At 46.6% G+C, this 23,685-nt stretch carries 21 protein-coding genes and 1 tRNA gene; 12 read left to right on the top strand and 10 right to left on the bottom strand.

Features of this window, described 5'->3' with window-relative positions:
* The first annotated feature begins 5 nt into the window (after positions 1-5).
* The 3 genes from C2740_RS06590 to C2740_RS06600 are packed head-to-tail and all read left to right on the top strand — an operon-like array spanning position 6 to position 2,718.
* Entirely contained in the window at positions 6-767 is a 762-nt protein-coding gene (locus C2740_RS06590; RefSeq protein WP_215292510.1) for a glycosyltransferase family 2 protein, read from the top strand.
* Positions 764-1,543: a glycosyltransferase family 2 protein gene (locus C2740_RS06595; protein WP_215292512.1), complete on the top strand. Its 780-nt coding sequence runs from the start codon at positions 764-766 to the stop codon at positions 1,541-1,543. Before C2740_RS06590 ends, C2740_RS06595 begins: the two co-directional genes overlap by 4 nt.
* Positions 1,543-2,718 (top strand): glycosyltransferase family 9 protein, encoded by a 1,176-nt coding sequence (locus tag C2740_RS06600; protein ID WP_251369611.1) that lies wholly within the window; start codon positions 1,543-1,545, stop codon positions 2,716-2,718. Before C2740_RS06595 ends, C2740_RS06600 begins: the two co-directional genes overlap by 1 nt.
* On the opposite strand, the gene dnaE is transcribed toward C2740_RS06600, so the two are convergent.
* Positions 2,715-6,332 carry a DNA polymerase III subunit alpha gene (dnaE, locus tag C2740_RS06605; RefSeq protein ID WP_215292514.1) on the bottom strand — a complete coding sequence of 1,206 codons (3,618 nt, stop codon included), beginning with the start codon at positions 6,330-6,332 and terminating at the stop codon, positions 2,715-2,717. The genes C2740_RS06600 and dnaE overlap by 4 nt on opposite strands.
* A gap of 3 nt (positions 6,333-6,335) precedes the next feature.
* Between dnaE and gluQRS the strand changes: the two genes are divergently transcribed.
* Positions 6,336-7,286: a tRNA glutamyl-Q(34) synthetase GluQRS gene (gene gluQRS, locus C2740_RS06610; RefSeq protein ID WP_215292516.1), complete on the top strand. Its 951-nt coding sequence runs from the start codon at positions 6,336-6,338 to the stop codon at positions 7,284-7,286.
* Positions 7,287-7,308: 22 nt separating this feature from the next.
* Here gluQRS and C2740_RS06615 read toward each other — a convergent pair whose 3' ends face one another.
* From C2740_RS06615 to C2740_RS06625, 3 genes are all read right to left on the bottom strand, one after another.
* Positions 7,309-8,751, bottom strand: a complete 1,443-nt coding sequence (locus tag C2740_RS06615) for a DEAD/DEAH box helicase (protein WP_215292518.1) — start codon at positions 8,749-8,751, stop codon at positions 7,309-7,311.
* Between the two features lie 8 nt (positions 8,752-8,759).
* On the bottom strand, positions 8,760-9,167 hold the full coding sequence (locus tag C2740_RS06620; RefSeq protein ID WP_215292520.1) for a heme-binding protein: 408 nt from the start codon (positions 9,165-9,167) through the stop codon (positions 8,760-8,762).
* A gap of 144 nt (positions 9,168-9,311) precedes the next feature.
* The gene (locus C2740_RS06625) at positions 9,312-10,496 is read right to left on the bottom strand and encodes an alanine--glyoxylate aminotransferase family protein (RefSeq protein WP_215292522.1); all 1,185 of its coding nucleotides are present in this window, start codon (positions 10,494-10,496) and stop codon (positions 9,312-9,314) included.
* Between the two features lie 196 nt (positions 10,497-10,692).
* Between C2740_RS06625 and C2740_RS06630 the strand changes: the two genes are divergently transcribed.
* A complete protein-coding gene (locus C2740_RS06630) occupies positions 10,693-11,379 on the top strand; it encodes a GntR family transcriptional regulator (RefSeq protein ID WP_215292524.1) in 687 nt (228 codons plus the stop codon).
* On the top strand, positions 11,376-14,462 hold the full coding sequence (locus C2740_RS06635; protein WP_215292526.1) for an FAD-binding and (Fe-S)-binding domain-containing protein: 3,087 nt from the start codon (positions 11,376-11,378) through the stop codon (positions 14,460-14,462). Before C2740_RS06630 ends, C2740_RS06635 begins: the two co-directional genes overlap by 4 nt.
* A gap of 17 nt (positions 14,463-14,479) precedes the next feature.
* Here the strand turns inward: C2740_RS06635 and C2740_RS06640 are convergent, their stop codons facing one another.
* From C2740_RS06640 to queG, 3 genes are read right to left on the bottom strand one after another with little or no spacing between them, the layout of a single operon-like run.
* Positions 14,480-14,821, bottom strand: coding sequence for an AzlD domain-containing protein (locus C2740_RS06640; RefSeq protein ID WP_251369612.1), 342 nt, complete (start codon positions 14,819-14,821; stop codon positions 14,480-14,482).
* Between the two features lie 17 nt (positions 14,822-14,838).
* Positions 14,839-15,624 (bottom strand): AzlC family ABC transporter permease, encoded by a 786-nt coding sequence (locus tag C2740_RS06645; RefSeq protein ID WP_215292529.1) that lies wholly within the window; start codon positions 15,622-15,624, stop codon positions 14,839-14,841.
* A gap of 17 nt (positions 15,625-15,641) precedes the next feature.
* Complete coding sequence (gene queG / locus C2740_RS06650; RefSeq protein ID WP_215292531.1) at positions 15,642-16,739, bottom strand: tRNA epoxyqueuosine(34) reductase QueG; 1,098 nt, start codon at positions 16,737-16,739, stop codon at positions 15,642-15,644.
* A 43-nt stretch (positions 16,740-16,782) separates the two neighbouring features.
* Here queG and tsaE point away from each other — a divergent pair, with 43 nt between their 5' ends.
* From tsaE to C2740_RS06665, 3 genes are all read left to right on the top strand, one after another.
* The gene (gene tsaE / locus C2740_RS06655) at positions 16,783-17,334 is read left to right on the top strand and encodes a tRNA (adenosine(37)-N6)-threonylcarbamoyltransferase complex ATPase subunit type 1 TsaE (protein ID WP_215292540.1); all 552 of its coding nucleotides are present in this window, start codon (positions 16,783-16,785) and stop codon (positions 17,332-17,334) included.
* The gene (locus C2740_RS06660) at positions 17,331-18,668 is read left to right on the top strand and encodes an N-acetylmuramoyl-L-alanine amidase (RefSeq protein ID WP_215292542.1); all 1,338 of its coding nucleotides are present in this window, start codon (positions 17,331-17,333) and stop codon (positions 18,666-18,668) included. Before tsaE ends, C2740_RS06660 begins: the two co-directional genes overlap by 4 nt.
* A gap of 86 nt (positions 18,669-18,754) precedes the next feature.
* Positions 18,755-18,830, top strand: a tRNA-Lys gene (locus C2740_RS06665).
* 35 nt (positions 18,831-18,865) lie between these two features.
* Here the strand turns inward: C2740_RS06665 and C2740_RS06670 are convergent.
* Positions 18,866-19,756 carry a hydrogen peroxide-inducible genes activator gene (locus C2740_RS06670; RefSeq protein WP_215292544.1) on the bottom strand — a complete coding sequence of 297 codons (891 nt, stop codon included), beginning with the start codon at positions 19,754-19,756 and terminating at the stop codon, positions 18,866-18,868.
* A gap of 124 nt (positions 19,757-19,880) precedes the next feature.
* Here C2740_RS06670 and ahpC point away from each other — a divergent pair, with 124 nt between their 5' ends.
* Both ahpC and ahpF read left to right on the top strand, forming a co-directional pair.
* Positions 19,881-20,444 carry an alkyl hydroperoxide reductase subunit C gene (gene ahpC, locus C2740_RS06675; protein ID WP_215292546.1) on the top strand — a complete coding sequence of 188 codons (564 nt, stop codon included), beginning with the start codon at positions 19,881-19,883 and terminating at the stop codon, positions 20,442-20,444.
* A gap of 103 nt (positions 20,445-20,547) precedes the next feature.
* Positions 20,548-22,125 (top strand): alkyl hydroperoxide reductase subunit F, encoded by a 1,578-nt coding sequence (ahpF, locus tag C2740_RS06680; RefSeq protein ID WP_215292548.1) that lies wholly within the window; start codon positions 20,548-20,550, stop codon positions 22,123-22,125.
* Positions 22,126-22,228: 103 nt separating this feature from the next.
* Here ahpF and C2740_RS06685 read toward each other — a convergent pair whose 3' ends face one another.
* The gene (locus C2740_RS06685) at positions 22,229-22,717 is read right to left on the bottom strand and encodes a cupin domain-containing protein (RefSeq protein ID WP_215292550.1); all 489 of its coding nucleotides are present in this window, start codon (positions 22,715-22,717) and stop codon (positions 22,229-22,231) included.
* 192 nt (positions 22,718-22,909) lie between these two features.
* Between C2740_RS06685 and C2740_RS06690 the strand changes: the two genes are divergently transcribed.
* Entirely contained in the window at positions 22,910-23,527 is a 618-nt protein-coding gene (locus C2740_RS06690) for a cysteine dioxygenase (RefSeq protein WP_215292552.1), read from the top strand.
* Here C2740_RS06690 and C2740_RS06695 read toward each other — a convergent pair.
* A complete protein-coding gene (locus C2740_RS06695) occupies positions 23,524-23,676 on the bottom strand; it encodes a DUF2256 domain-containing protein (protein WP_215292554.1) in 153 nt (50 codons plus the stop codon). The genes C2740_RS06690 and C2740_RS06695 overlap by 4 nt on opposite strands.
* Positions 23,677-23,685 lie beyond the last annotated feature (9 nt).

The following is a 23,685-nucleotide window of genomic DNA, read 5'->3' on the forward strand; positions in this document are numbered from 1 at the left end:
GAATTATGCCCACCTTATCAGTCATACTCATCACCCGCAATGAAGAGGCCAATTTGGACGCTTGTCTAGCCTCCCTGGAGGGTATTGCCCAACAGATCGTAGTGGTCGATACGGCCAGCAATGACCGTACCCTAGAGATAGCTAAAAACTATAGAGCTATTATTGCCAGCCCGCCTGATTGGCCTGGTTTTGGCCCCCAAAAGAACCGTTCTTTAGATCTGGCAACTGGTGAGTGGGTGCTATCTTTAGATGCTGACGAGAGGCTAACCCCTGCCCTTCGGACTGAAATTCTGACAACCATAAACCACAACGCCCATGTGGACTGCTTTGCCATTCCGCGGCTATCTTGGTATTGCGGGCGCTTTATCCGCCATTCTGGCTGGAGCCCAGATTATGTAGATCGTCTTTTTAAGCGTGGCACCGCTCGCTTCTCAGATGACCTAGTACATGAGAGGTTAATTCCGCAGGGGCAAGTGACCAAACTAAAAAATCCGATGCTGCACTATAGCTTCATGAACTACTCCCAAGTTCTACAAAAGTTAGATCGTTATTCCACTGCCTCTGCAGAGCAGGCTTTTGCTAAAGGCAAAACGAGTAGCCCTGTAAAAGCAGTGCTCCATGGTTGCTGGGCATTCTTGCGCACTTATGTGATTCGTGCTGGATTCTTAGATGGCGCCCAAGGATTTGCCTTGGCCATCTCTAATGGCCAAGGCACCTACTATCGTTACATCAAGCTGTGGCATCTGAATCAGGGCGCCAGTAAATGATTTCGATTTTGTTGGCCACCTATAACTGGCCGCAAGCACTTAAGCTCTGCCTAGAGTCTCTGGCTACACAAACCGATCGCAATTTTGAGATCATCATTGCTGATGATGGCTCGACCGATAGTACTAAGCAAGTCATTGAGCAGTTCAAAAAATCTTGCCTAATCCCAACGGAACATTTGTGGCAAGAGGATCAAGGTTTTCGGAAAACCCTCATTCTGAATCGAGCAATTGCTGCTGCACATGGTGACTACCTTATTTTTCTAGATGGGGATTGTATTGTGCAACCCGATTTTGTTGCGCGTCATCGCGACTTAGCGCAAAAGGGATATCTAGTAACCGGCAGTAGAGTGCTGCTTAATGAAAAACTCACTCAAGAGCTCATCACTTGGCCGCATTGGGACTTTCAGTGCTTTTGCACTAGACTTTTAGCTAAGCGCCTGAGTGGTGGCATCAATAAATACTGGCCACTTAAGATGAAGCTTGGAAATGGCACATGGCGAGATTACAAAAAATTTGTTTGGCGTCGTATTAAAGGTTGCAATATGGCCTGCTGGAAAGCAGATGCCGAGGCAATCAATGGTTTTGATGAGGCTATGACGGGCTGGGGCCATGAAGATGCTGATTTCATCTTCCGCCTGCAACGCCATCACATTATTCGTAAATCAGGCTCATGGGCAACGGAAGTATTACATCTCTTTCATAAAATCAATGATCAAAGTAATGCTGCTGAGAATGCTCGTCGTGTTCGTGAAAAAATTTTAGCGAAGGCAATGTAATGGCCTGCTTGAAAATGAATGCTTATTCAGACTTGAAACCTAAAAAGGTGCTCTTTATTGCCACTCGGCAAATTGGGGATGTGCTGGTCACGACTCCACTGATTAGCAAAGCTAGAGAATTGTGGCCTGATGCAGAGTTTCATTTTTTGGGCTATCGCGGTAAGCTCGATATGCTCTATGGCAATCCTGACATTAGCGAGATTATCGAAACTTCAGACCGACCAGGTTTTGGCGAATACCTTTCCCTCTTCAATAGATTATTTCAGCGCTACGACTTAGCTATCGTGACTCAGCCTAGCGATCGTGCATATGTGTACGGCTTAGTTGCCGCCCTCAGAAGAGTCGGTGTTTTGGGTGGCCACCCCCAAGGCAAAGACGCAAAAGATCAATCCAAGAGAAGTAAAAGTGAGAAGCAGAATGCTTGGAAGAAACTCATCTGTATGCATACCGTAGATGTGGATTACTTCAATCAACACGTCATCGCTGAGAAGCTGCGCTTACTCGAAATCTTCTTCAGAAACCCATCTGAATTATTTAGCAAACCCACTTCTGTAACACCTCCTGAGGGTGAGGCGCTGACTCCAGGAATTATTAATGCGCTGGTGCAACCCTATGTAGTGGTTCATCCGGGGCCGCTCACTGCATACAAACGCTGGCCGCTGGCATATTGGCAACATCTCATCACTTGGCTGGTCAGTAAGGGGTTCCAGGTGGTATTAAGTGCCTCACCTGCCAAGCAAGATATACAACTCAATCACGACATCCTATCCCTATTGACAGATGAGACTGCTGCAAAAGTCATTAATACTGCAGGCAAGCTGTCAATACCGCAAGCAGGTACCTTATTACGGGGTGCCGCCTTATACATTGGCGTGGATACCTCTATCACCCATTTGGCAGCGGCTTGCAACACACCTACGATTACTTTATTTGGCGCCACTCCACCAACGAACTTTGGCCCATGGCCTAATGGATTTATTGGCGAGCAACCCTATCAATTGCATGCCCGTACCCAAACTGTTGGTCATGTCACGATCTTGCAAGGTCCTGGTGAATGCGTTCCTTGCCGAAAGGCAGGCTGTCTTGATCACGCCGACAGTTATAGTGAATGCTTGGATTTATTAGAGCCGGCTCAAGTGATTGCAGCAATTGAGCAAACGATAAAAATGACTTAGTGGTATTGAACCTGAACGGGGTCTTTTTGTTTAGAGGACAGCAATTGATTCAGGCTGTGTAAACAAGCGTCATCAGGATAGATCCGCAATTCTTCTGGGAACTGCATTAAGCACGCCCCGCCATTAGTAGTTACAGCGGCAGTCAACATCAAACCTTTTACGCCGTCATTAGATCCTGGCATTGCTGGTGGGGTAGGGCCCAACTTAGGGTCACGTACACGATTGGTCATTAAATAAGGGCCTATTTGACTACGCAGCGTCTTTAAATCAATTGCCGAATCAATGCAAACATGAACATTACGAGCAAAGCGCATACGTGCGCCCGTAATATCCATCACCGCCTCCGAAACAACTCGCATACCACCTGAGAATTTATCCGGCGTGACATTGACCTTAGCAATCAGCATCTCATCTTCTTTAAGCCAGGAGCGATTGGGTTCATACACTTCGCTATAAAGAGTTACCTCAATAGCAGCACTGCCATCATCAATCGTCGCAATCATCATGCGACCACGCTGGCCAGTCAGCATGCGTGCTGAAGTAATAATGCCGGCAATCAATTGATCCTTACCTTCGGCCACTTTAGCTAAAGGCTGGCGTATGAAATGCGCCGTCTCATCACGGTAGGCATCAAACATATGACCCGTTAGGCAAAGTCCCAAAGAAGTCTTTTCTTCTTGCAAGCGTTTTTTCTCAGACCAAATGGGTTCACGTACCAACTCTGGGAGATGGCGATCCTCTTCGCCTGCAGATTCAAACAAGCTGACCTGATGAATCGAAGCCTCTGCTTGTTCTGCAGCTTCAATTGCTCTTGCCAAAGAAGCGAGTAAGGTGGAGCGAATGTCATACAGATTGCCGCCCACAGGAACTGAATCGCGATAGAGGCTATCAAATGCACCAGCGCGCATGAGCGCCTCAATGGCTCGCCGATTGACTTGGCGGCGATCTACTCTTGCGCAGAAATCAAATAAGTCCTTGAATGGGCCGCCAGTCTCGCGCGCTTTCACTATTGCTTCAATCGCTGCTTCACCAGTGCCCCTCACAGCGCCTAGACCATAACGAATATGACTAATCGGTGAATCAGGAGCGGCATCTGGAGCACGTAAAGGCGTGAAGTCATATACGCCCGTGTTGATATCGGGTGAGAAAACCCGAATCTGATTAGCTAAACAATCGTCATACAGAATCTTTACCTTATCGGTGTCATCCATCGCGAGCGATAAGTTGGCCGCCATAAATTCTGCTGGGTAGTAAGCTTTGAGCCAGGCAGTTTGATAAGCGAGGAGCGCATAGGCAGCAGCGTGAGATTTATTAAATCCATAGCCTGCAAAGCGCTCCATTAAGTCATAGATCTCATTCGCTTTGGCTTCGCTAATACCGCCCGCTTTTGCACCATCACTAAAGATCTTGCGATGCTGTGCCATCTCTTCAGGTTTTTTCTTGCCCATCGCCCGGCGCAACATATCAGCGCCGCCCAATGAGTAGCCCCCAATCATCTGTGCCATCTGCATCACCTGCTCTTGGTAAACCATGATGCCGTAGGTTTCACGCAGAACAGGCTCAATCCGCGGATCTGGATACTCCACTTTTTGACGACCGTGCTTACGTTCAATAAAGTCCGGAATGAGGTCCATTGGGCCTGGGCGATACAGGGCTACTAAGGCAATAATGTCTTCAAAGCGATCCGGCTTTGCATCACGAAGCATGCCCTGCATGCCGCGGCTTTCTAACTGGAATACAGCAACCGTATTAGCCCTCTTCAGTACATCAAACGCTTTTTCATCATCGAGCGCAATATCACTAATACTCCAATCCTTGCGATCATCATGAAGTGTTTTAATCCAGCGCTCCGCTGCAGCTAGGATGGTGAGCGTAGTTAAACCCAAGAAGTCGAACTTCACCAAGCCAATTGCCTCTACGTCATCTTTATCGAACTGGCTGATGACAGAACTACTGTCTTGGTCTTTACTCTCCTGCGTATAGAGTGGACAAAAATCCGTTAAGCGCCCAGGAGCAATCAACACGCCGCCAGCATGCATACCCACGTTACGGGTCATACCTTCCAATTGCTGCGCAAGGGAAAGAAGCTGGCGCACCTCATCTTCATTCTTCTCGCGCTCAGCTAATTGCTTCTCTTCTTTCTTGGCCATTTCAATCGTCATGTACTGACCTGGCTTATTTGGAACAAGCTTAGCAATGCCATCCACAAAGTTATAACCCTGCTCAAGTACACGCCCCACGTCCCGAATCGCAGCTCGCGCCGCCATCGTTCCAAAGGTAGCGATCTGACTCACCGCATCCTTGCCGTATTTATCTTTAACGTACTGAATTACACGGTCACGACCGTGTTGGCAAAAGTCGATATCAAAGTCAGGCATTGATACCCGCTCTGGATTTAAAAAGCGCTCAAAGAGGAGGTTGTAACGCAGTGGGTCTAGATCAGTAATACCTAGAGAGTAAGCCACTAAGGAGCCCGCACCAGATCCACGACCTGGGCCTACGGGCACACCATTATTTTTAGCCCAGTTAATGAAGTCCGCCACGATCAAAAAGTAGCCTGGGAAGCCCATTTGAGAAATCGTCTTTACCTCAAACACTAAACGCTCGTGATAACGTGGCATTTCTTGGGCACGCTCTTCTGCGTCGGGGAAATTACGCTGCATGTGACGCTCTAACCCAACTTCAGATTGAGCCAGTAAATATTCATCCAGCGTAATACCGGGGGGCGTTGGAAAATCTGGCAGACGCGGTTGACCGAGTACGAGCGACAAATTGCAACGTTTGGCAATTTCTACAGAGTTCGCTATTGCGGCAGGTAAATCTGCAAAACGCTGTTCCATTTCTGCTTGCGTTAAGAAGTATTGCTCGTCATTAAATTTCTTAGTACGCCTTGGATTGCCCAGTAACTCACCTTCAGCAATACATACCCGCGCCTCATGGGCCGTGAAATCGCTCTTTTGCATGAACTGCACTGGGTGGGTCGCCACCACTGGCAACTGGAGTTCGCTAGCTAAATGGCAAGCTAGCTGGAGCTGCTTCTCATCCTGCTGATGGCCGCCTCGCTGCACTTCGATATAGAAAGACTTCGGGAATAGCTTTTCATAACGTCTTGCAGCAGTCTTGGCTTGATCTTCTTGGCCAGCCAATAAAGCGCCACCCACTTCACCGTGGCGCGCACCCGAAAGCGCTATTAATCCATAAGCAAGGGTTTTCTTGCTAGCTTTATCTTCAGCTTTTGCAGCAGGCTCACTAAACCATCTAGAGTCAACTTCAGCACGACCACGTGATTGATTATCTAAAGAAGCTCTACTCAATAACTCGCATAGATTTAAGTAACCCGAATGGTTTTGCACCAAAAGCAATAGGCGATGCGGTTGATCTGGATCTTGGGGGTTACTCACCCAAACATCAGCCCCGGCAATTGGCTTGATACCGCCAGAACGAGCAGCAGTATAAAAACGCACCAAACCAAATAAATTACTAAGATCGGTCAGGGCTAAAGCGCCCATCTCATCTTTAACAGCTGCTGCTACGGCATCGTCAATACGAACGACGCCATCCGTAATCGAAAACTCGGAATGAAGGCGAAGATGAACAAAACGGGGTGAAGCCATGAGATGATTTTAGCTGTGTCCACCTTCAAAAACCCCTCATCCCCAGCCGACGGCTACCGCGGGCGATTTGCCCCCTCGCCCACTGGTCCACTCCATGCCGGTTCACTAGTTGCCGCCCTTGGAAGCTGGTTAGATGCCCGCAAAAATGGGGGTAAGTGGCTACTCAGAATAGAGGATTTAGACACTCCCAGATGCATCCCGGGGGCAGACCAGCAAATACAGGCACAACTACTTGCCTGCGGCCTTTCTTGGGACGAAGAGTTAACCCACCAATCCAAGCGTCAAGAGCTCTACCAGAGCGCTTTAGGGCGGCTAAATCAGTTGAAATTAGTCTTTCCCTGCTGCTGCTCTAGGCAAACGATTGCCACTAGCCTGGCAAGGTTGGGTATCCAAACCCCCCGCAACCAAGAAATGGTCTACCCAGGAACTTGCAGACCAAATCTGCTGGAAAGCAATTCGCCAGAATTATTCAACACCGGAGCTGCTTGGCGACTTGCCCTCCCGCGAGATTGCCACATTGAGTTTGAGGATTTAGCACTTGGCCATCAAAGCCAAGACCTCAATAAGCAAATAGGTGATTTTGTTCTACGTAGAAACGATGGTCTATATACCTATCAGCTTGCAGTGGTCGTGGATGATGCGCAGCAGGGGATTACCCATATAGTGCGAGGCGAAGATTTACTCAGCAACACTGCAAGGCAAATTCATTTGCAAAAAGTATTGGGGTATTCAACACCGCAATACCTGCATCTTCCCTTGGTGCTCGATGAACATGGCGAGAAATTAAGCAAGCAAACTTTAGCAGCGCAGATTAATACTCAAGATGGACAGCATTCTCTTACGGAATTACGCAAAGCAGCAAAGCATTTAGGATTGAAAAATTTGCCTGATGGTAAAAATGTCAGCATTGCAGAGTGGCTCTTAGCAGCCACTCATGCTTGGAAAGCTGATTAGCCTTCCAAATACAGTTACTACTTTATTTCTTCTTGAATCCGCCCAGCAAAGCACCGACAGCTGGCTTAGCTGGAGTAATCCCCACTTTTTTCTGCTCAGGTTTTGCGCTCTCAGCGGATTGAGGGATAGCAGTTGGTTCGTAAGGTTTGTAAAAAAATGGGTCTGACATTTTTGCTGGTGTACTGCTTGATGAATGTCCACTTGAAGATGGCCTGCTTTGTGAAGGAGCCCCCTCTGGCAAAGGTTTGATATCGAGCTTACGCTTCATCAATTTTTCGATATCGTCAAGTAAGCGCTTTTCACTGGCATCCACTAAAGCAATCGCATCGCCTGTACTACCAGCGCGACCTGTACGGCCAATACGATGAATAAAGTCTTCTGCGTTGTATGGTAATTCGTGATTGATTACACAAGGCATGTCCGGAATATCTAAACCACGGGCCGCAACATCGGTTGCCACTAAAGCTTCGATAGCACCAGACTTAAATGCATCTAATGTCAGAGTACGTTCACCTTGACTCTTATCACCATGAATCGCGCCCGCTTTGATGCCATCTCGCTCAAGCGCACGGGATAGCTTGGCACAGCCCAAACGACTATTGGTGAAGATGATGCATTGACGCGATAAACCTTGGCGTGTACGGGCTTCTAAAACTTTCACAATGGCACGCTGCTTATCAGCAGAAGCCACCATATGAATCACTTGCTTGACCGTATCAGCAGCAGCATTCTGACGCGCTACCTCTACGGTGACCGGAGTTCGCAAATAGCTTTGTGCCAACTTTTTAATTTCTGGCGAAAAGGTTGCTGAGAACAACAAAGTCTGTCTTTGCGCTGGAATCAAATTAATGATGCGCTGTAGATCTGGCAAGAAACCCATATCTAGCATGCGGTCAGCCTCGTCCAGAACTAAAATTTCTACCTGAGACAAATTGGCAACTTTTGAGCCAATGTGGTCAAGCAAGCGCCCTGGTGTTGCAATCAAAATCTCAACACCATTACGCAAAATCGCAACTTGCTCTTTCATATCCACGCCACCGTAGACAACAGCGGCACGCAAATCAGTATGCTTCGAGTAATTTGCAGCATTCTCCGCCACCTGCACCGCCAATTCTCTGGTTGGCGTGAGCACCAAGGCGCGAATTGGATGACGGGCCGGTGAAGCACTACTACTAGCATGACGCAAAATCTTTTGAATGATTGGCAATACAAAGGCGGCTGTTTTACCAGTCCCCGTTTGTGCAGCACCCATCAAGTCACTTCCCGCTAAAACATGCGGAATCGATTGCGCTTGAATCGGAGTTGGGGTGGTGTATCCCTGCTCAAGTACTGCCTTTTGAATCTTTGGATCTAAACCAAAATCGGCAAAAGTAATTGTTGCTGGAGGGGCATCGAGAGTAACGTTAGGGGCGACTGTATCGTCAGCCCCTGTGGAGGAAATTATTTCAGTAGCAGTATTTGTCAAAAGAAAACTTATAAGATGGCCGCAATGCCGGCCTTAGCAGTGGCGGCATCCTCGGTCGATTTAACGCCGGAAACGCCGACTGCGCCGATGGTAAATCCATTTACATCGATATTGACCCCACCCTCTAACATGCCTGAAATATGTGGGGCAGATAAAAAAGAGGTGCGGCCATTGTTAATAATTTCTTCGTAAACACGGCTCTCGCGTTTACCCATTGCTGCAGTGCGTGCCTTTTCTTGCGCAATGTAAGCAGATACAGGAGCACAACCATCACGGCGTATTAAGCCCAACATATGACCACCATCATCACAAACGGCAATCGTCACTGCCAAATTATTTTCAGCGGCATATTGGTTTGCGGCGTCCAAAATCTTTTGCGCATCAGCTTGAGTTAAGTATGGTTTGGTAGCTAACATGTTTAATCTTTCTGTCTCGAATATGTTGTGTCTAATTAATGCACTTCTATATAAGTACTTGAATTATAAGGGGTGTAGCCAGATTGACCCTGAGGAACCCAGCTCCACCCATCCTCATTTGCGCTAACTTGCCCTAAGTACTTCTTATTTAAGGAACTCTTGAGCCGCAACTACCCCGCTTGCCTTCGGTTTAAAGCCCATAGAACCTAAGCTCATCTCTACGCCACTTAAGGCAGCCATGAGATTTAGTTCATTGCAGTCACCCAAATGGCCAATGCGGAAGGCCTTTCCTTTGATCTTGCCAAGACCGGTACCTAAAGAAAGATTGAACTTTTCTAAAGCATGTTTACGTAGTACATCGGCATCCATTCCGTCAGGTGTAGCGATACAAGTGAGCACAGGAGAATAGCAATCGGTATCTTGGCACTGAACCTCTAAGCCCCATGCTTTCACAGCTTCACGGCAGGCCGCAGCCAAACGTTGGTGACGTGCAAAAATGGTATCGAGACCCTCAGCCATCATCATATCCATGGCTTCATGCAAGCCATACATCAGATTAGTACTTGGGGTGGTTGGCCAAAAACCCGTTTTATTTGATTCGAGGATTTCATCCCAAGCCCAATATGCTTTCGGCATTTTGTTGGCCTTGCTAACCTCAATTGCTCTAGGTGATAAAGCATTAAAGCCAATACCGGGCGGCAACATCAAACCTTTTTGCGAGCCAGAGATAGTCACGTCAGCGCCCCACTGATCATGCTCATAATCTGCAGAACCTAAGCCAGACACACTATCGACCAACAACAAAGCTGGGTGCTTTAAAGAATCAATTGCTTTACGAACGTTAGCAATATTTGAAGTAACGCCTGTAGAAGTTTCGTTGTGCACGACGCAAACCGCTTTAATTTCGTGCCCAGTATCTTTGCGCAAACGCTCTTCAATTACCGAAGCATCTACACCCCAACGCCAAGAGTCTTGTCCAGTCTTACCCACCACCTCAACATCAAGGCCAAGACGCTTGCCAAGTGCACGCCATAAATTCGCAAACTGGCCAGTCTCATAAAAGAGCACCTTATCACCAGGGTTCAGTACGTTTACTAAAGCACCCTCCCAAGAACCGGTTCCAGAAGCGGAATAAATAATGACTGGGTGCTCGGTCTTAAAAATCTTTTTAATGCCATCAAGAACCTTTAAACCAAACTGACCAAACTCAGGGCCACGATGGTCGATCGTTTGATAGCTGATTGCACGCAAAACGCGTGGGGGGACTGGACTTGGGCCAGGAATATGTAAGAAATGGCGTCCAGATGCGTGGTTATCGAGTTTGAGCATGTTTTGTCTCGCTGGTTTTAGGTTGAATAATTTAGCTAGTGTAAGACAATTTTTGCCAATTATCTATTTTGTATACAAAATATTTTTATAAAATCTTAAAATAAACCCTTTAATTAGCGTTTAAAGCCTATATTTATGCTTTATCATGGCTTATTAATGTTTTTGTATACAAATTTAGAGCTCGGGGAGCTACAGTATGGCAGTTATAGAACAGCCTAATTCGCAGAACTTACATGAAGCTATCTTCCAAAAGCTCAGATTGCTGTTGGTAGAGGGCAAGATTGCCCCTGGCAGCAAACTCAATGAACGAGAACTTGCCGAAAGCCTGAATGTTTCTCGCACCCCCATTCGCGAGGCGATCCGTCGCTTAGCTGCTGATGGTTTGGTAGAACTCATTGCCAATCGAGGCGCGATTGCTGTGCAACTCAGCATTACTGATGTCATTCACACCTTTAATGTCATTGCCGATCTGGAGGGTTTTTCTGGCGAGTTGGCCGCCAATAATATTAGCGATACCGCCCTCTCTGAATTAGAAGCGCTCCAATATGAAATGATGGCTTCGTATGCGCGACGTGATTTATCTTCTTATTACAAACTCAATCTGCGCATTCATCATTTAATTAATCAAGCAGCTAATAATCCCGTACTAGCCAAACTGTTCTCGCAAGTGAACGCGCAAATTGAAGCTCTACGCTTTAGATCAAATCAAGATGGTGTTAAATGGGAAAAAGCGGTTGAAGAACACCAAGAGATGCTTGACGCTCTCAAAGCCAGAGACAGCAGCCGCATGCGGAAGATCATGATTCAGCACGTACAAAATAAACGTGATGTTGTAGTGCAGTTACTCAAAGCTGAATCCAAACTAGCAGAGACAGTCAAATGAATAAACCTCTTGACCTTAAAGAGCTGATGGTGGATCAGGTAGAGCTAGCCAAACGCTTACGCCAAGAAACTTCGGGTGATGTGATGACCGATAGCGCAAGTCGTGGTCGTTACGCTACCGACGCTTCTATTTATCAAGCTATGCCAGTTGCTGTATTTGTGCCGAAGACTGCGCAAGATATTGCGAGTGCCATTCAGATTGCGGCAGAGCTTGGTGTACCCGTTCTTCCCCGTGGCGGCGGTACCAGTCAGTGTGGTCAAACCACTGGCGCAGCATTAGTCATCGATAACACTCAATACTTCAGAAATGTTCTTGATCTCAATCTCAATAAAGGCTATGTGGAAGTTGAGCCAGGTATCGTGCTTGATCACCTGAATGGCTCACTCAAGCAACACGGTCTTTGGTATCCGGTAGACGTTTCCACTGCTGGGCAAGCAACCATTGGTGGCATGGCGGGCAATAACTCTTGCGGCAGCCGCTCGATTGCTTACGGCAATATGGTGCATAACGTATTGGGTATTAATGCTTGGCTAGCAGATGGCAGAGTTGGTGAATTTGGGAACTACGCAAATAGCTCTGGCGTTGCCAAAGAACTCGGCGGCTTTGTCAAAGACTTAGCCAATACACTGCAGCCCGAGATTGAAGCGCGCTTTCCGAAAGTCTTGCGACGTGTTGCAGGTTACAACCTCGACATCTTTCATCCCCAAAGCGAATTACCTTATACCCAAGATGGCAGTGTTAATTTAGCGCACCTCTTGGTAGGTAGCGAAGGCACGCTAGCCTACTTCAAATCTCTTAAGCTTAAATTAGCGCCATTGCCACAACACAAAGTACTGGGTATTGTGAACTTTGCGAGCTTTTATAAAGCCATGGATAGCGCTCAGCACATTGTCAAACTTGGACCTACCGCAGTTGAGCTAGTTGATCGCACCATGATTGATTTAGCGCGCAGCAATCCTAGCTTTAAGAAAACGATTGAGACTGCGCTCATTGATCACACCGCCCAAACACCAGAAGCAATTCTCTTGGTGGAGTTTTCTGGTGAGGCGCACGCCCCACTACTAGATAAGCTTAAAGCTCTGCAAGAGCTCATGAGTGACTTGGGTTTACCAGGCTCAGTAGTGCCAATGCCCGACGCATCCTTGCAAAAGAATTTGTGGGAAGTGCGTAAAGCAGGTCTCAATATCATGATGAGCCTTAAAGGGGATGGCAAGCCAGTAAGCTTTATTGAGGACTGCGCTGTGCCGCTGGAGAGTTTGGCTGATTACACTCAAGCATTGACAGAGGTGTTTTCCAAGCATGGATCAAGAGGTACTTGGTATGCCCATGCCTCAGTGGGCACTTTGCATGTGCGCCCCATTTTGGATATGCGCAGAGATGGTGCCCAAAAGATGCGTGCTGTAGCAGAAGAGGCCTCAGAGTTAGTACGCAAGTACAAAGGTGCTTATAGCGGCGAGCATGGTGATGGCCTATGTCGTGGTGAGTGGATCTCCTGGCAATTTGGCCCCAAAATCACTGAAGCCCTCTCGGAAATCAAGCACGCTTTTGATCCCAAAGGATTATTTAACCCCGGCAAGATCGTTAATCCGCCGAGGATGGATGACCCCATCAATTTTAGGTTTCCACCCAATTACAAGGTCATTCCATTACAGCCTGCATTAGATTGGTCTGCTTGGAACGTGCAAAATGACCCCGTTACAGAAGAAACTACAACCCCTGGTACTGGCGGTGATCCGGCTATGGGTTTAGCAAAAGCAGTGGAGATGTGCAATAACAATGGTCACTGCCGCAAGTTTGACGCTGAAGTAATGTGCCCAAGCTATCGCGTGACCCGTGATGAGAAACACCTCACTAGAGGACGAGCCAATACATTACGTCTGGCGCTTTCTAATCAACTCGATATTAAGAGTGGATCAACGATCGATTCATCCCCGCTAGCCAGTGATGCCATCAAAGAAGTCATGGAGCTTTGCGTGAGTTGCAAAGCCTGCCGTCGTGAGTGCCCTACTGGCGTAGATATGGCCAAGATGAAGATTGAGTTCTTATCGGCTTACAAGAAACGGGTTGGTCACTCCTTGCGGGACTTGGCAGTAGCTTACTTGCCTAAATATGCTCCTACTATTAGCAATATTCCTCTCCTACCAGCACTGCTAAACCTACGCAATCACGTTGCGCCAGTAGCAAAGCTACAAGAGTGGATTATGGGTATCTCTGCGCAAAGAAGTTTACCGATCTGGAAGAGTAAGACTTTCTGGAACCAGCAAACAGCACAAGGCTATCAGTTCTCGCCCGAAGAATTAGCCCAAAGCACTAATGGCAAAGGCGTGGTCTTGCTGGCTGATACTTTTAATGCCTATTTTGAAGATGAAAATCTCATCGCCGCACTGAAAGTTCTCCAAGCCGCAGGTTACCGTGTGCATATACCCAATAAGAGCCAAAACAATAGAGAAAAACAAGCAGTAAATACAAATATTTGTTCAAAAGAGTTTTGCTGTGGCAGAACCTATCTTGCAGCTGGTATGGTTGACAAAGCCAAAGAGACGCTGAGTGAGCTTATTGATCATCTTGCGCCTTATGCAGACAAGAACATTCCAATTATTGGTCTAGAGCCCTCATGCCTCTTTACACTCAAGGATGAAGCCTTGGTCATGGGCTTCGGCGACAAGGCCATCTGCGTTTCTAAACAAGCTCAACTCTTGGAAGAGTTTTTAGCGGGTGAAGCTAAAGCAGGAACACTGAAACTCAATCTCAAAGAAGCCAGTAAGTCCGTGCTCTTTCATGGTCACTGCCATCAGAAGTCTTTTGCAGCAGTTACCCCCGCCATGGAACTACTCAAACTGATTCCTAAAGCAGAGCCCAGGCTTATTGAATCTTCTTGTTGCGGTATGGCGGGTAGTTTTGGTTACGAAGCAGAGCATATTAAAGTATCTAAACAAATGGCTGAAACGAGTTTATTGCCTACCATCCGTAAATCACCAGATAGTTGGGTAGTAGCTGATGGTACAAGTTGTCGCCATCAAATTGCGGATGGCACACAAAGAGAAGCTGTGCATATTGCTAGAATCCTAGCAGCGCATCTCTAGTTCAAGTTAAAGGGGACTTAGCGAATAACGCCATAACCCACCATTAGCAAGGTTCCAGTCAATAAAGCTGGAACCAATCGCTTGCTTGGTTTAGACACCATTACACCAATACTTAAAGCGCAAATCAGAATGCGTATCCACAAGGGTACTGTTGCCATCAAGCCCAAGGGCATAACGATGAGTCGCACTGTTAAAGCCGCAACCATCGCATAGGTAACAGCAGCGATCCAACGAAACAGTTCGCTGTCTTGATTAATGCTATTCGAAAGTAGTACGCCAATTGCGCGACAGAAGTAGGTGCCAAGGCAAGCACCTACCAAGGCAATCCATAAACCCCAGCCAGAGAGTGCGTTAGCCATGGTGTCCATCGCACTCATCACCCAATAATCCCTGCTTTTTTACGCAAGAACTTACGGTCAATAAAGTAAGCAATTGTTCCGGCCACAAGACCTGATGTGAGCAGGCTAGTATCACGGTCGACGATGAAGAAAATCGGACCAAAGATACAACCTAACATTAAGGCAATACGATTGATCCAAGGATTGACTTCTGTAAAGGTTAGCAAAAAGAAAAGGGGGTTAATAAAAACGAGACCTAAGGTGATTGCTGGAGGTACCATGCCCGCAAGGTAAAACCCCAAGATAGTTCCTGGCACAGAAATCAGCCAGCAAATTAAACCCAGGCCCACAAAATAACTTAAGCGATGTTTAGTTTCGATCGAATGAAACTCACGCATCGAGATTGCCCATGCAGTCATCGCCAATAAATGCACCGAAGCATATAAGCTGCGATTACGGTCTTTGTGATGAAACTGCGGAAAGAGTGTCACCGTCATCGTGATGAAACGGGTAGAAGTTAATGTCACCGCTAAAGCAATGGCGATAACTGATGAACCCGTAATTGCCATCTCCAGCAAGACCACCTGCCCTGGCAAGGCAAACATGAACAAGGAAGTAAAGGTGGTGAACCAAACATCAAAGCCATTGGTTTTACCCATTGCACCAAAACCCACCATGCCAGCAAAAAGTACCATTGCTGGGGCGCCAGCCGCATCTCGTAAACCAGTCCAAAATGCATCTTCACGACTCTGAAAGCGCTCAGCCACTGAACCCTCTAGCGCTATTTCACTTGGATCAATATAGGGTTGGTCGGATGATGACATGATTCAATTGTAAGCCGTTAGTCAGCCCTTAGGGCCCACTCAATATGCTCAGCTACCAAGCCATCGGCAGCACTTAAAGCCCCACTCAAGGCATAACGAATTGACTCTTTGTCAGCAATACCAGTCTTAGGGCTAGCCAGTGCATTACCCATAGCCACTGCCAGATTCCGACGCCAACGACTATAGCCAATTCTCCGAATCGCACTGCCTTCATGGCGCTGCTCAAACTCAGCTTCAGTCCAAGACCAAAGATGCAACAAACTTGCTTGCCCTAAGCCATGACGCTGCGCAAAGTCTGGCAACTGGGTACGCTTGGCAAATTTATTCCAGGGGCAGATCAACTGGCAATCATCGCAACCATAAATTCGATTACCCATCGCACTTCTGAACTCTGCTGGTATTGCTTCAGGGTTTTCAATGGTTAAGTAAGAGATACAACGACGGGCATCTAATTGGTAAGGTGCGGTAATGGCTTGGGTAGGACAGACATCAATACAAGATTGGCAAGTACCACAATGCTCTGCCTGCTCTTCATCAATGGGCAGCGGCACGTCCACTAAGATCTCGCCTAAGAAAAAAGTAGAGCCAGATTCTCGGTTCAGTAGTAGTGTGTGTTTACCGCGCCAGCCCAAACCTGCTTTGCGAGCGAGCTCCACCTCCATTAATGGTGCTGAATCAGTAAATACGCGATACCCAAAGGTGCCAATTTTTTCTTCAATCGCTTTGGCAAAATCTTGCAAACGATTGCGAAGTACTTTGTGATAATCGCGCCCACGGGCGTACATGGAGACTATTGCTTGAGATGGATCTTCTAACCGATTCCATTCGGCATCAAAATTGCTTTCGGGAGGCAGATAATTCATCGAGACACAAATCACGCGCGCTGTGCCGGGAACTAATAATTGGGGATTGAAGCGCAAGTCTGCATGGCGCTGCATATACTCCATATGACCATGACGCCCTTCTGCTAGCCATTCTTGCAAGCGCTCACTTGCAATACCTAAATGGGTGTCAGTAATCCGCAAACCGTCAAAACCAAAGATCTCAGCCTGCTCCCCCAACCAAGCTCGAAGCTTTTGCTGATCTAAGGAAGAGGGGTTGGCAGATAAAGGCATGGGCAATACAGAATGTAGCGCAATAATTGAATAAACTAGGGTAATGACTGGAAATCAGACGCCTCAGGCATCTCTCAAAGCAACATTTAAGCAATATTGTAGGCAGGAAGCAGAAACTGCATCCCTAGCTAAGCATCTCGCTGCCAGCTTGGCGCACTGGATGGGGCTAACCCCAGAGGCGCATATCAACATTTCCCTAGAAGGTGATTTAGGTGCAGGAAAAACGACTTTTGCTAGGCATTTGATTCAGGGGCTCGGTTATGGGGGCAAAGTGAAGAGCCCCACTTACACCTTGTGCGAACCCTACGAACTCCAAAGCAATCAACAAACCTTTACTGCCCATCACTTTGATCTCTACAGAATGCGTGATCCACTAGAGTGGCAAGAGGCAGGATTTGCAGAGCATTTTGATGTGCCGGGATTTTGCTTAATCGAGTGGCCAGAAAAAGCAGAGGGCACCCTTCCCGCTTTTGATATTCAGATTTTGCTGACAGCTGGCTTACAAGAAAATGAACGTAGCATTGAATTAAATGCACTTTCTGAGAAAGGCAAAAAAATAGTGGTTGATATAAAGCAGCGCCCAATAGATACATGAGTGGCAAAAAAGTAAACCACTCTCGAAGACAGCATCTCAAGACCTCAGCCAAGTTCTTGAGCTTTGCTCTATTGCTTACTGAGGTAGATATCGCTTGGGGCGCCAAAATCTTAGGTGTACGTATTTGGCCCTCAGAGGATTACACCCGCATTACTTTAGAGTCAGATACTCCATTACCGATTACCCAGCAAATCCTGACCAACCCAGATCGCTTGGTGGTGGATGTCCAAGGTTTAGAACTGAACCCTACTCTGAAAGACTTGGTTGCCAAAGTAAAACCAAATGATCCTTATGTATCGCAGATCCGGGTGGGGCAATTTCAGCCAGGCATTGTGCGCTTGGTATTTGACTTAAAAGAACCGATCAAGCCGCAACTCTTCACGCTTGATCCCGTCGGTGAATACAACTACCGCATGGTCTTTGATCTATACCCTACCACTCCACTTGATCCTTTAATGGCTTTAGTAAGAAGTAGCGCCAAAAAAGAGAGCGCCCTTGAAAAAGCAAATGAAGAAATTGATTTGATTGCACAATTTGCAACTAAGAAAGAAAAGGAAGCCCCAAAAAATCCAGTAGCCCAAGCGATACCGGAAACAAAAGATGTGCCAGCATCTGCTAAATACAAACGATTAATCACAATTGCCATTGATCCTGGCCATGGCGGTGAAGATCCGGGTGCTATAGGCGCTGCAGGATCTCGAGAAAAGAATGTCGTGCTTTCCATTGCGAGAAGACTTAAGGAAAAGATTGAGGGCGAAGCCTATATGCGTCCCTACCTCACTAGAGATGGTGATTACTTTGTGCCACTGCATGTACGAGTACAAAAAGCCAGGAAAGTGGAGGCAGATCTATTTGTATCGATTCATGCGGATGCGTTTATTGAACCTAGGGCTAAAGGGGCTTCTGTATTTGCACTTTCCCAAATGGGGGCAAGTAGCTCAATGGCACGTTGGATGGCGAATAAAGAAAATGCTTCAGATCTTATCGGCGGCATCAATATCAAGACCCAAGATCGGCAAGTAGCGAACTTACTTCTGGACATGTCCACAACAGCTCAAATTAAAGACTCGATGCAAGTAGGTCAGTCCATTCTGAAGCAAATTGGGGGATTTGCGCCCCTTCATAAAGGCAAGGTAGAGCAAGCCAGCTTTGCTGTTTTAAAGGCTCCAGACATTCCTTCGATCCTGGTAGAGACTGCCTTTATCAGCAACCCTCAAGAGGAGGCCAGATTAAACGATGATGGCTATCAGGATCGGATTGCAGAGGCTATTTTGAGAGGAATTAAGGAGTATTTTTCTAAAAACCCACCAGTAGCCAGGCGGCTCAACTCATAACGTACTTGTAAGTACAAGGGCTCACGGGCAGACGACCCATACCCCAGGAACACCCATAAACTTCTTGCTATAATCTTCGTTTTACCGGGTCGGTAGCTCAGTCGGTAGAGCAGCGGACTTTTAATCCGTTGGTCGCGAGTTCGAATCTCGCCCGACCCACCAGTAATTCAAAAGCCACTCTCGAGTGGCTTTTACTTTTAGACCTTCATCACCTTTACCAAGGCGTTAAATTCCTCAATCCTGGCAGTCGATGGTCTGGCCACTAAAGCAATTCTTCTTTTAGGAGCTGGTGCAGCCAAGGGTTTAGCTATGAGGTTTGTTTGTTTCAACAAACCAGACTTCACCGCCATCTCTGGCAGCAGCGCAATACCTAAATCAGACTCCACCATTTGCACTAGAGTGAGCAGGCTGGTTGCCTCAATTCCATAATGATTAGCAGCTGAACTTCTCTTACATGCTTTGATCGTATGATCACGCAAGCAGTTACCTTCTTCCAGTAACAAAATGCGATCAGTTAATTTACTAGTTAACTGCACCTCTTTATTTTTAAGCGCAGGATCATCCTTGCCGCCAACAACCCAGAACTCATCATCAAATAATTCTTTAGTGAGAAAGCCATCTGTGTCGTAAGGTAGAGCAATCAACGCGAAATCTAATTCATGACGATTTAACTTCTCCATCAGATTGGCTGACATGTCCTCTCTCAGGACAACCTTGAGCTTAGGAAATTGCTCACGCATCTTAGGCAATAGTGTTGGCAACAAAAATGGTGCAATCGTCGGAATCACGCCTAACTTAATGACACCCACCATGGATCCAGCTGAACCCTCTACAAAGTCAACCAAATCATCTGCCTGCACGATCAAACGTTGGGCGCGCTCCACCACCCCACGCCCAATCGGGGTTACCGAAACAGAGTGCTTATCCCTCTCCACTAATTGAACGCCCAGAGTGTCTTCTAGCTCTTTTAGGCCTGCGCTGAGGGTGGATTGACCAACAAAGCAGCTTTCTGCAGCTTTAGTGAAGCTTAATGTCTCGCTAAGTGCAATTAAGTAACGTAATTGCTTTATGGTGGGCAATGCAGCCATATTGAGCCTTTTCTGTTATCTATTAAATCGATTAATAACATCATTTTAATTCATTTGAATGATCTATGCAAGAGGCCCATAATTCGTCCAGTTGTTAATTTTTTCAACCCCTGAAAGGAACACCATGTCCATTATTAATACCGCAGTACAACCGTTCAAAACTGAAGCTTTTCACAACGGTAAGTTCGTTACCATCACCGACGAAAGCCTCAAAGGCAAATGGTCTGTGTTGATTTTCATGCCAGCGGCATTTACCTTCAACTGCCCTACTGAAATTGAAGATGCAGCTGAAAACTATGCTGAATTCCAAAAGATGGGTGCTGAAGTGTATATCGTAACAACCGATACTCATTTCTCACACAAGGTTTGGCACGAGACATCACCAGCTGTAGGAAAAGCAAAATTCCCATTGGTAGGTGACCCAACACATACTTTGACAAACGCATTTGGTGTGCATATTCCAGAGGCTGGCTTGGCATTGCGCGGTACCTTCATTATCAATCCAGAAGGCATCATCAAGACCGCTGAAATTCACTCCAACGAAATCGCTCGTGACGTTAGCGAAACTCTGCGCAAGCTTAAAGCTGCTCAGTACACAGCTGCTCACCCAGGTGAAGTTTGCCCAGCTAAGTGGAAAGAAGGCGCAGCCACATTGACTCCATCTTTAGACCTCGTAGGCAAGATCTAATAGGAAACTTTTCTTTTACCAATCAGACTCTCTTCGGAGAGTCTATTGGAGAGGATTAGATCCTGCCCAATAGACTCACTAAAAAATTTACTAAGGAAACATCATGTTAGATACCAATATCAAAACTCAACTCAAGGCTTACTTTGAGAAAATGGTTAGCCCGATCGTTTTAACAGCCACATTAGATGCTAGTGAAAGCTCCGCGCAGATGCTCGAGCTCCTAAATGAAGTGGCCGAACAATCAGACAGCATTACGGTATCAACTGAGGGCCAATCAAAGAACGTTCCCAGCTTTACTGTTGGCAAACCTGGAGAAGCCACTCGCATTGCATTCTCTGGCCTGCCAATGGGTCATGAAATGACCTCGTTTATCTTGGCGATTTTGCAATCTAGCGGTTACCCACCAAAAGTAGAGCAAGACATCATCGAGCGGATTCGCGGAATTGAAGGCAAGCTGCATTTTCAGACCTTTATATCTTTGTCATGCCATAACTGCCCCGATGTAGTGCAAGCATTGAACCTGATGGCTGCTATCAACCCCAATATCGAACATGAAATGATTGATGGCGCCCTCTTCCAGGGCCTGGTAGACCAATACAAAATTATGGCGGTGCCTACCGTGATTCTGAATGGCGAAGCCTTTGGCCAAGGACGCATGACCGTAGAAGAATTGGTTGCAAAACTCGATACTAATAGCCCGCAAAAGGATGCGGCTAAGCTTAATGCCAAAGATAACTTTGATATGTTGATTGTTGGTGGCGGGCCTGCTGGCTCAGCTGCTGCAATCTATGCAGCCCGCAAAGGCATCCGCACCGGTATTGTGGCAGAACGCTTTGGCGGCCAAGTCATGGACACTATGGGTATCGAGAACTTTATTTCTGTTCAAGAAACTCAGGGCCCTAAATTGGTTCAAGCCCTTGAGCAACACGTCAAAAGCTATGAAGTGGACATCATGAACTTGCAACGCGCCAATGCATTGCGCAAGACAGATGATGGAATCGAAATTGAGTTAGTCAATGGTGCAGTGCTCAAGAGTAAATCTGTGATTCTGAGTACTGGTGCACGCTGGAGAGAAATGAATGTACCCGGTGAACAGGAGTATCGCAACAAAGGTGTCGCCTACTGCCCACATTGTGATGGCCCCTTGTTCAAAGGAAAGCGTGTTGCAGTGATTGGTGGTGGTAACTCGGGTGTTGAGGCAGCCATTGACTTGGCAGGCATTGTGAGTCAGGTGACCTTAATTGAGTTTGATAGCAAATTACGGGCCGATGCAGTATTGCAAACTAAACTTAATAGCCTGCCTAATGTCACAATCATCAAGAGCGCACTCACCAAAGAAGTATTGGGTGATGGCACGAAGGTGAGTAGCTTGCGGTATCAAGACCGCACAGATCATTCTGAGCACACTCTTGAGCTTGAAGGCATCTTCGTGCAAATTGGTTTATTGCCGAACACCGATTGGCTCAAAGGCACTATCGAGTTATCAAAACATGGTGAAGTGATCGTTGATAACAAAGGCGAAACCTCAATGCCTGGTGTATTTGCTGCTGGTGACTGCACTACAGTGCCTTACAAGCAAATTATCATCGCCATGGGTGAAGGAGCAAAAGCAGCTTTGGGAGCATTTGATTACCTGATTCGCTCTTCAGTAGTGGAGCCAGAAAAGGCGTTAGCTGCTTAATAAATAAAAGCCAAAATTAGACCTTGCAGGAACAAATGCCACCCAAGAGGGTGGCATTTTTATTTTTATTAAATCAAAAGATTGATAAACAAGGATTTGCTCTCTAATTGAGTTTGTGAGGCTTTCCAAAGCGCGGCTCATTGGGATAGACCGGAGTGGTGGAGACGGGACCCATACCAATAATTTGGATTTCTGTTGCACCCTTCATTGCACCATCAAAATGCACTACCCCAGCAGGATGAAACATCATGCTTCCCGCAGGTAATCCAACCGTTGTCGCCGGGTCCCAACTTGCATCGGTTCCCGCATACCAGGTGCCCTTAATTACTGTTACAAAACGATCTTGAGAGTGTGAATGGGGGGAACTCATAATTCCTTCAGGAAATATATTTCTGACAACATACATTCCAGGCTTAGTGGGGTCGCCATATAGAACTGCTGTTTTAACCCCAGCAGGAGCATCACCCCACACCACTTGATCAGGCTTCACGCTGACAAATGGACTTGCTGCTGCCTGAGCATGTACTTGAGAAGTAAATACAACGCAGGATGCAATTACCAATACTATTTTGGAAATAACGCTAATTTTCATATGGGTCTCCGGGTATGATTTTTGTATTTGTATACAGCAAAGAAAATCTAACATGCTAGTGTGTAAAGCTCCCTAAGGGATAACCCCTGATATTCACTCCCCACTCTTTAAACGGTAATGGCGATGCTTGCTTTTATGCTTGGTATCATCATTAGAATAGATGTAATTTTGATACAGCAGGAGACTAGATAAATGAATAATCAAACAGACACCATCGCACCCCTAAGAGATTTTGTGATTGGTATGACCCATTTAGTCTCTCAAGAATCTACTGAATCAAACTTGATTTCTAAGGGCTCTGATTTACTGGAAACCCTGATTCAGACAGACTCTTGGCTCCCGGAATTCTGTACCGTTCCCCACCCCGAGTTCTACCAACAGTTTTTACTTCATGCAGATCCATTAGGAAGATTTTCAGTGGTCAGCTTTGTATGGGGCCCCGGCCAAAAGACACCAATCCACGATCATTGCATCTGGGGCCTGATTGGCATGCTCAGAGGAATGGAAAAAGGGCAACGCTATAAGAAATTAGCATCCGGCGAATTAGTGATGGATGGACCGGAAACCGTTCTACGCCAAGGTTATATCGAAGCAGTTAGTCCGACTATTGGTGATATTCATGTGGTTAGTAATGCTATTCCAGACAAAACCTCCATCAGCATTCATGTGTATGGCGCCAATATTGGCGCAGTCAAGCGTCATACCTATGATCCGACCACCGGCAGCCCAAAAAACTTTGTTTCTGGATATTCTTCCAAGCAAATCCCAAATCTCTGGGACCGCTCAGCTGAAATTAGGGCGAGCCTTTAATCTAATTTCTTTCCCTTACAGGCATTCGAGCAATACTTTACTGATTCCCAGTTCTTAGCCCAGGATTTTCTCCAAGTCATCTCTTTCTTGCAAACCACACAGAGTTTGCTAGGCAAGAAGCTTTTATTTCCTTTGAAAGATGAATTCACAGTGGGGCC

The sequence above is a fragment of the Polynucleobacter sp. MG-5-Ahmo-C2 genome (assembly GCF_018687735.1).
In the GTDB taxonomy this organism is placed as follows: domain Bacteria; phylum Pseudomonadota; class Gammaproteobacteria; order Burkholderiales; family Burkholderiaceae; genus Polynucleobacter.

Bases quoted from the DNA above. Each gene is read 5' to 3' on its own strand.
- C2740_RS06590 (WP_215292510.1), top strand. From the start codon at position 6: ATGCCCACCTTATCAGTCATACTCATCACCCGCAATGAAGAGGCCAAT.
- C2740_RS06595 (WP_215292512.1), top strand. From the start codon at position 764: ATGATTTCGATTTTGTTGGCCACCTATAACTGGCCGCAAGCACTTAAG.
- C2740_RS06600 (WP_251369611.1), top strand. From the start codon at position 1,543: ATGGCCTGCTTGAAAATGAATGCTTATTCAGACTTGAAACCTAAAAAG.
- dnaE (WP_215292514.1), bottom strand. From the start codon at position 6,332: ATGGCTTCACCCCGTTTTGTTCATCTTCGCCTTCATTCCGAGTTTTCG.
- gluQRS (WP_215292516.1), top strand. From the start codon at position 6,336: ATGATTTTAGCTGTGTCCACCTTCAAAAACCCCTCATCCCCAGCCGAC.
- C2740_RS06620 (WP_215292520.1), bottom strand. From the start codon at position 9,167: ATGTTAGCTACCAAACCATACTTAACTCAAGCTGATGCGCAAAAGATT.
- C2740_RS06625 (WP_215292522.1), bottom strand. From the start codon at position 10,496: ATGCTCAAACTCGATAACCACGCATCTGGACGCCATTTCTTACATATT.
- C2740_RS06630 (WP_215292524.1), top strand. From the start codon at position 10,693: ATGGCAGTTATAGAACAGCCTAATTCGCAGAACTTACATGAAGCTATC.
- C2740_RS06635 (WP_215292526.1), top strand. From the start codon at position 11,376: ATGAATAAACCTCTTGACCTTAAAGAGCTGATGGTGGATCAGGTAGAG.
- C2740_RS06640 (WP_251369612.1), bottom strand. From the start codon at position 14,821: ATGGCTAACGCACTCTCTGGCTGGGGTTTATGGATTGCCTTGGTAGGT.
- C2740_RS06645 (WP_215292529.1), bottom strand. From the start codon at position 15,624: ATGTCATCATCCGACCAACCCTATATTGATCCAAGTGAAATAGCGCTA.
- queG (WP_215292531.1), bottom strand. From the start codon at position 16,739: ATGCCTTTATCTGCCAACCCCTCTTCCTTAGATCAGCAAAAGCTTCGA.
- tsaE (WP_215292540.1), top strand. From the start codon at position 16,783: ATGACTGGAAATCAGACGCCTCAGGCATCTCTCAAAGCAACATTTAAG.
- C2740_RS06660 (WP_215292542.1), top strand. From the start codon at position 17,331: ATGAGTGGCAAAAAAGTAAACCACTCTCGAAGACAGCATCTCAAGACC.
- C2740_RS06670 (WP_215292544.1), bottom strand. From the start codon at position 19,756: ATGGCTGCATTGCCCACCATAAAGCAATTACGTTACTTAATTGCACTT.
- ahpC (WP_215292546.1), top strand. From the start codon at position 19,881: ATGTCCATTATTAATACCGCAGTACAACCGTTCAAAACTGAAGCTTTT.
- ahpF (WP_215292548.1), top strand. From the start codon at position 20,548: ATGTTAGATACCAATATCAAAACTCAACTCAAGGCTTACTTTGAGAAA.
- C2740_RS06685 (WP_215292550.1), bottom strand. From the start codon at position 22,717: ATGAAAATTAGCGTTATTTCCAAAATAGTATTGGTAATTGCATCCTGC.
- C2740_RS06690 (WP_215292552.1), top strand. From the start codon at position 22,910: ATGAATAATCAAACAGACACCATCGCACCCCTAAGAGATTTTGTGATT.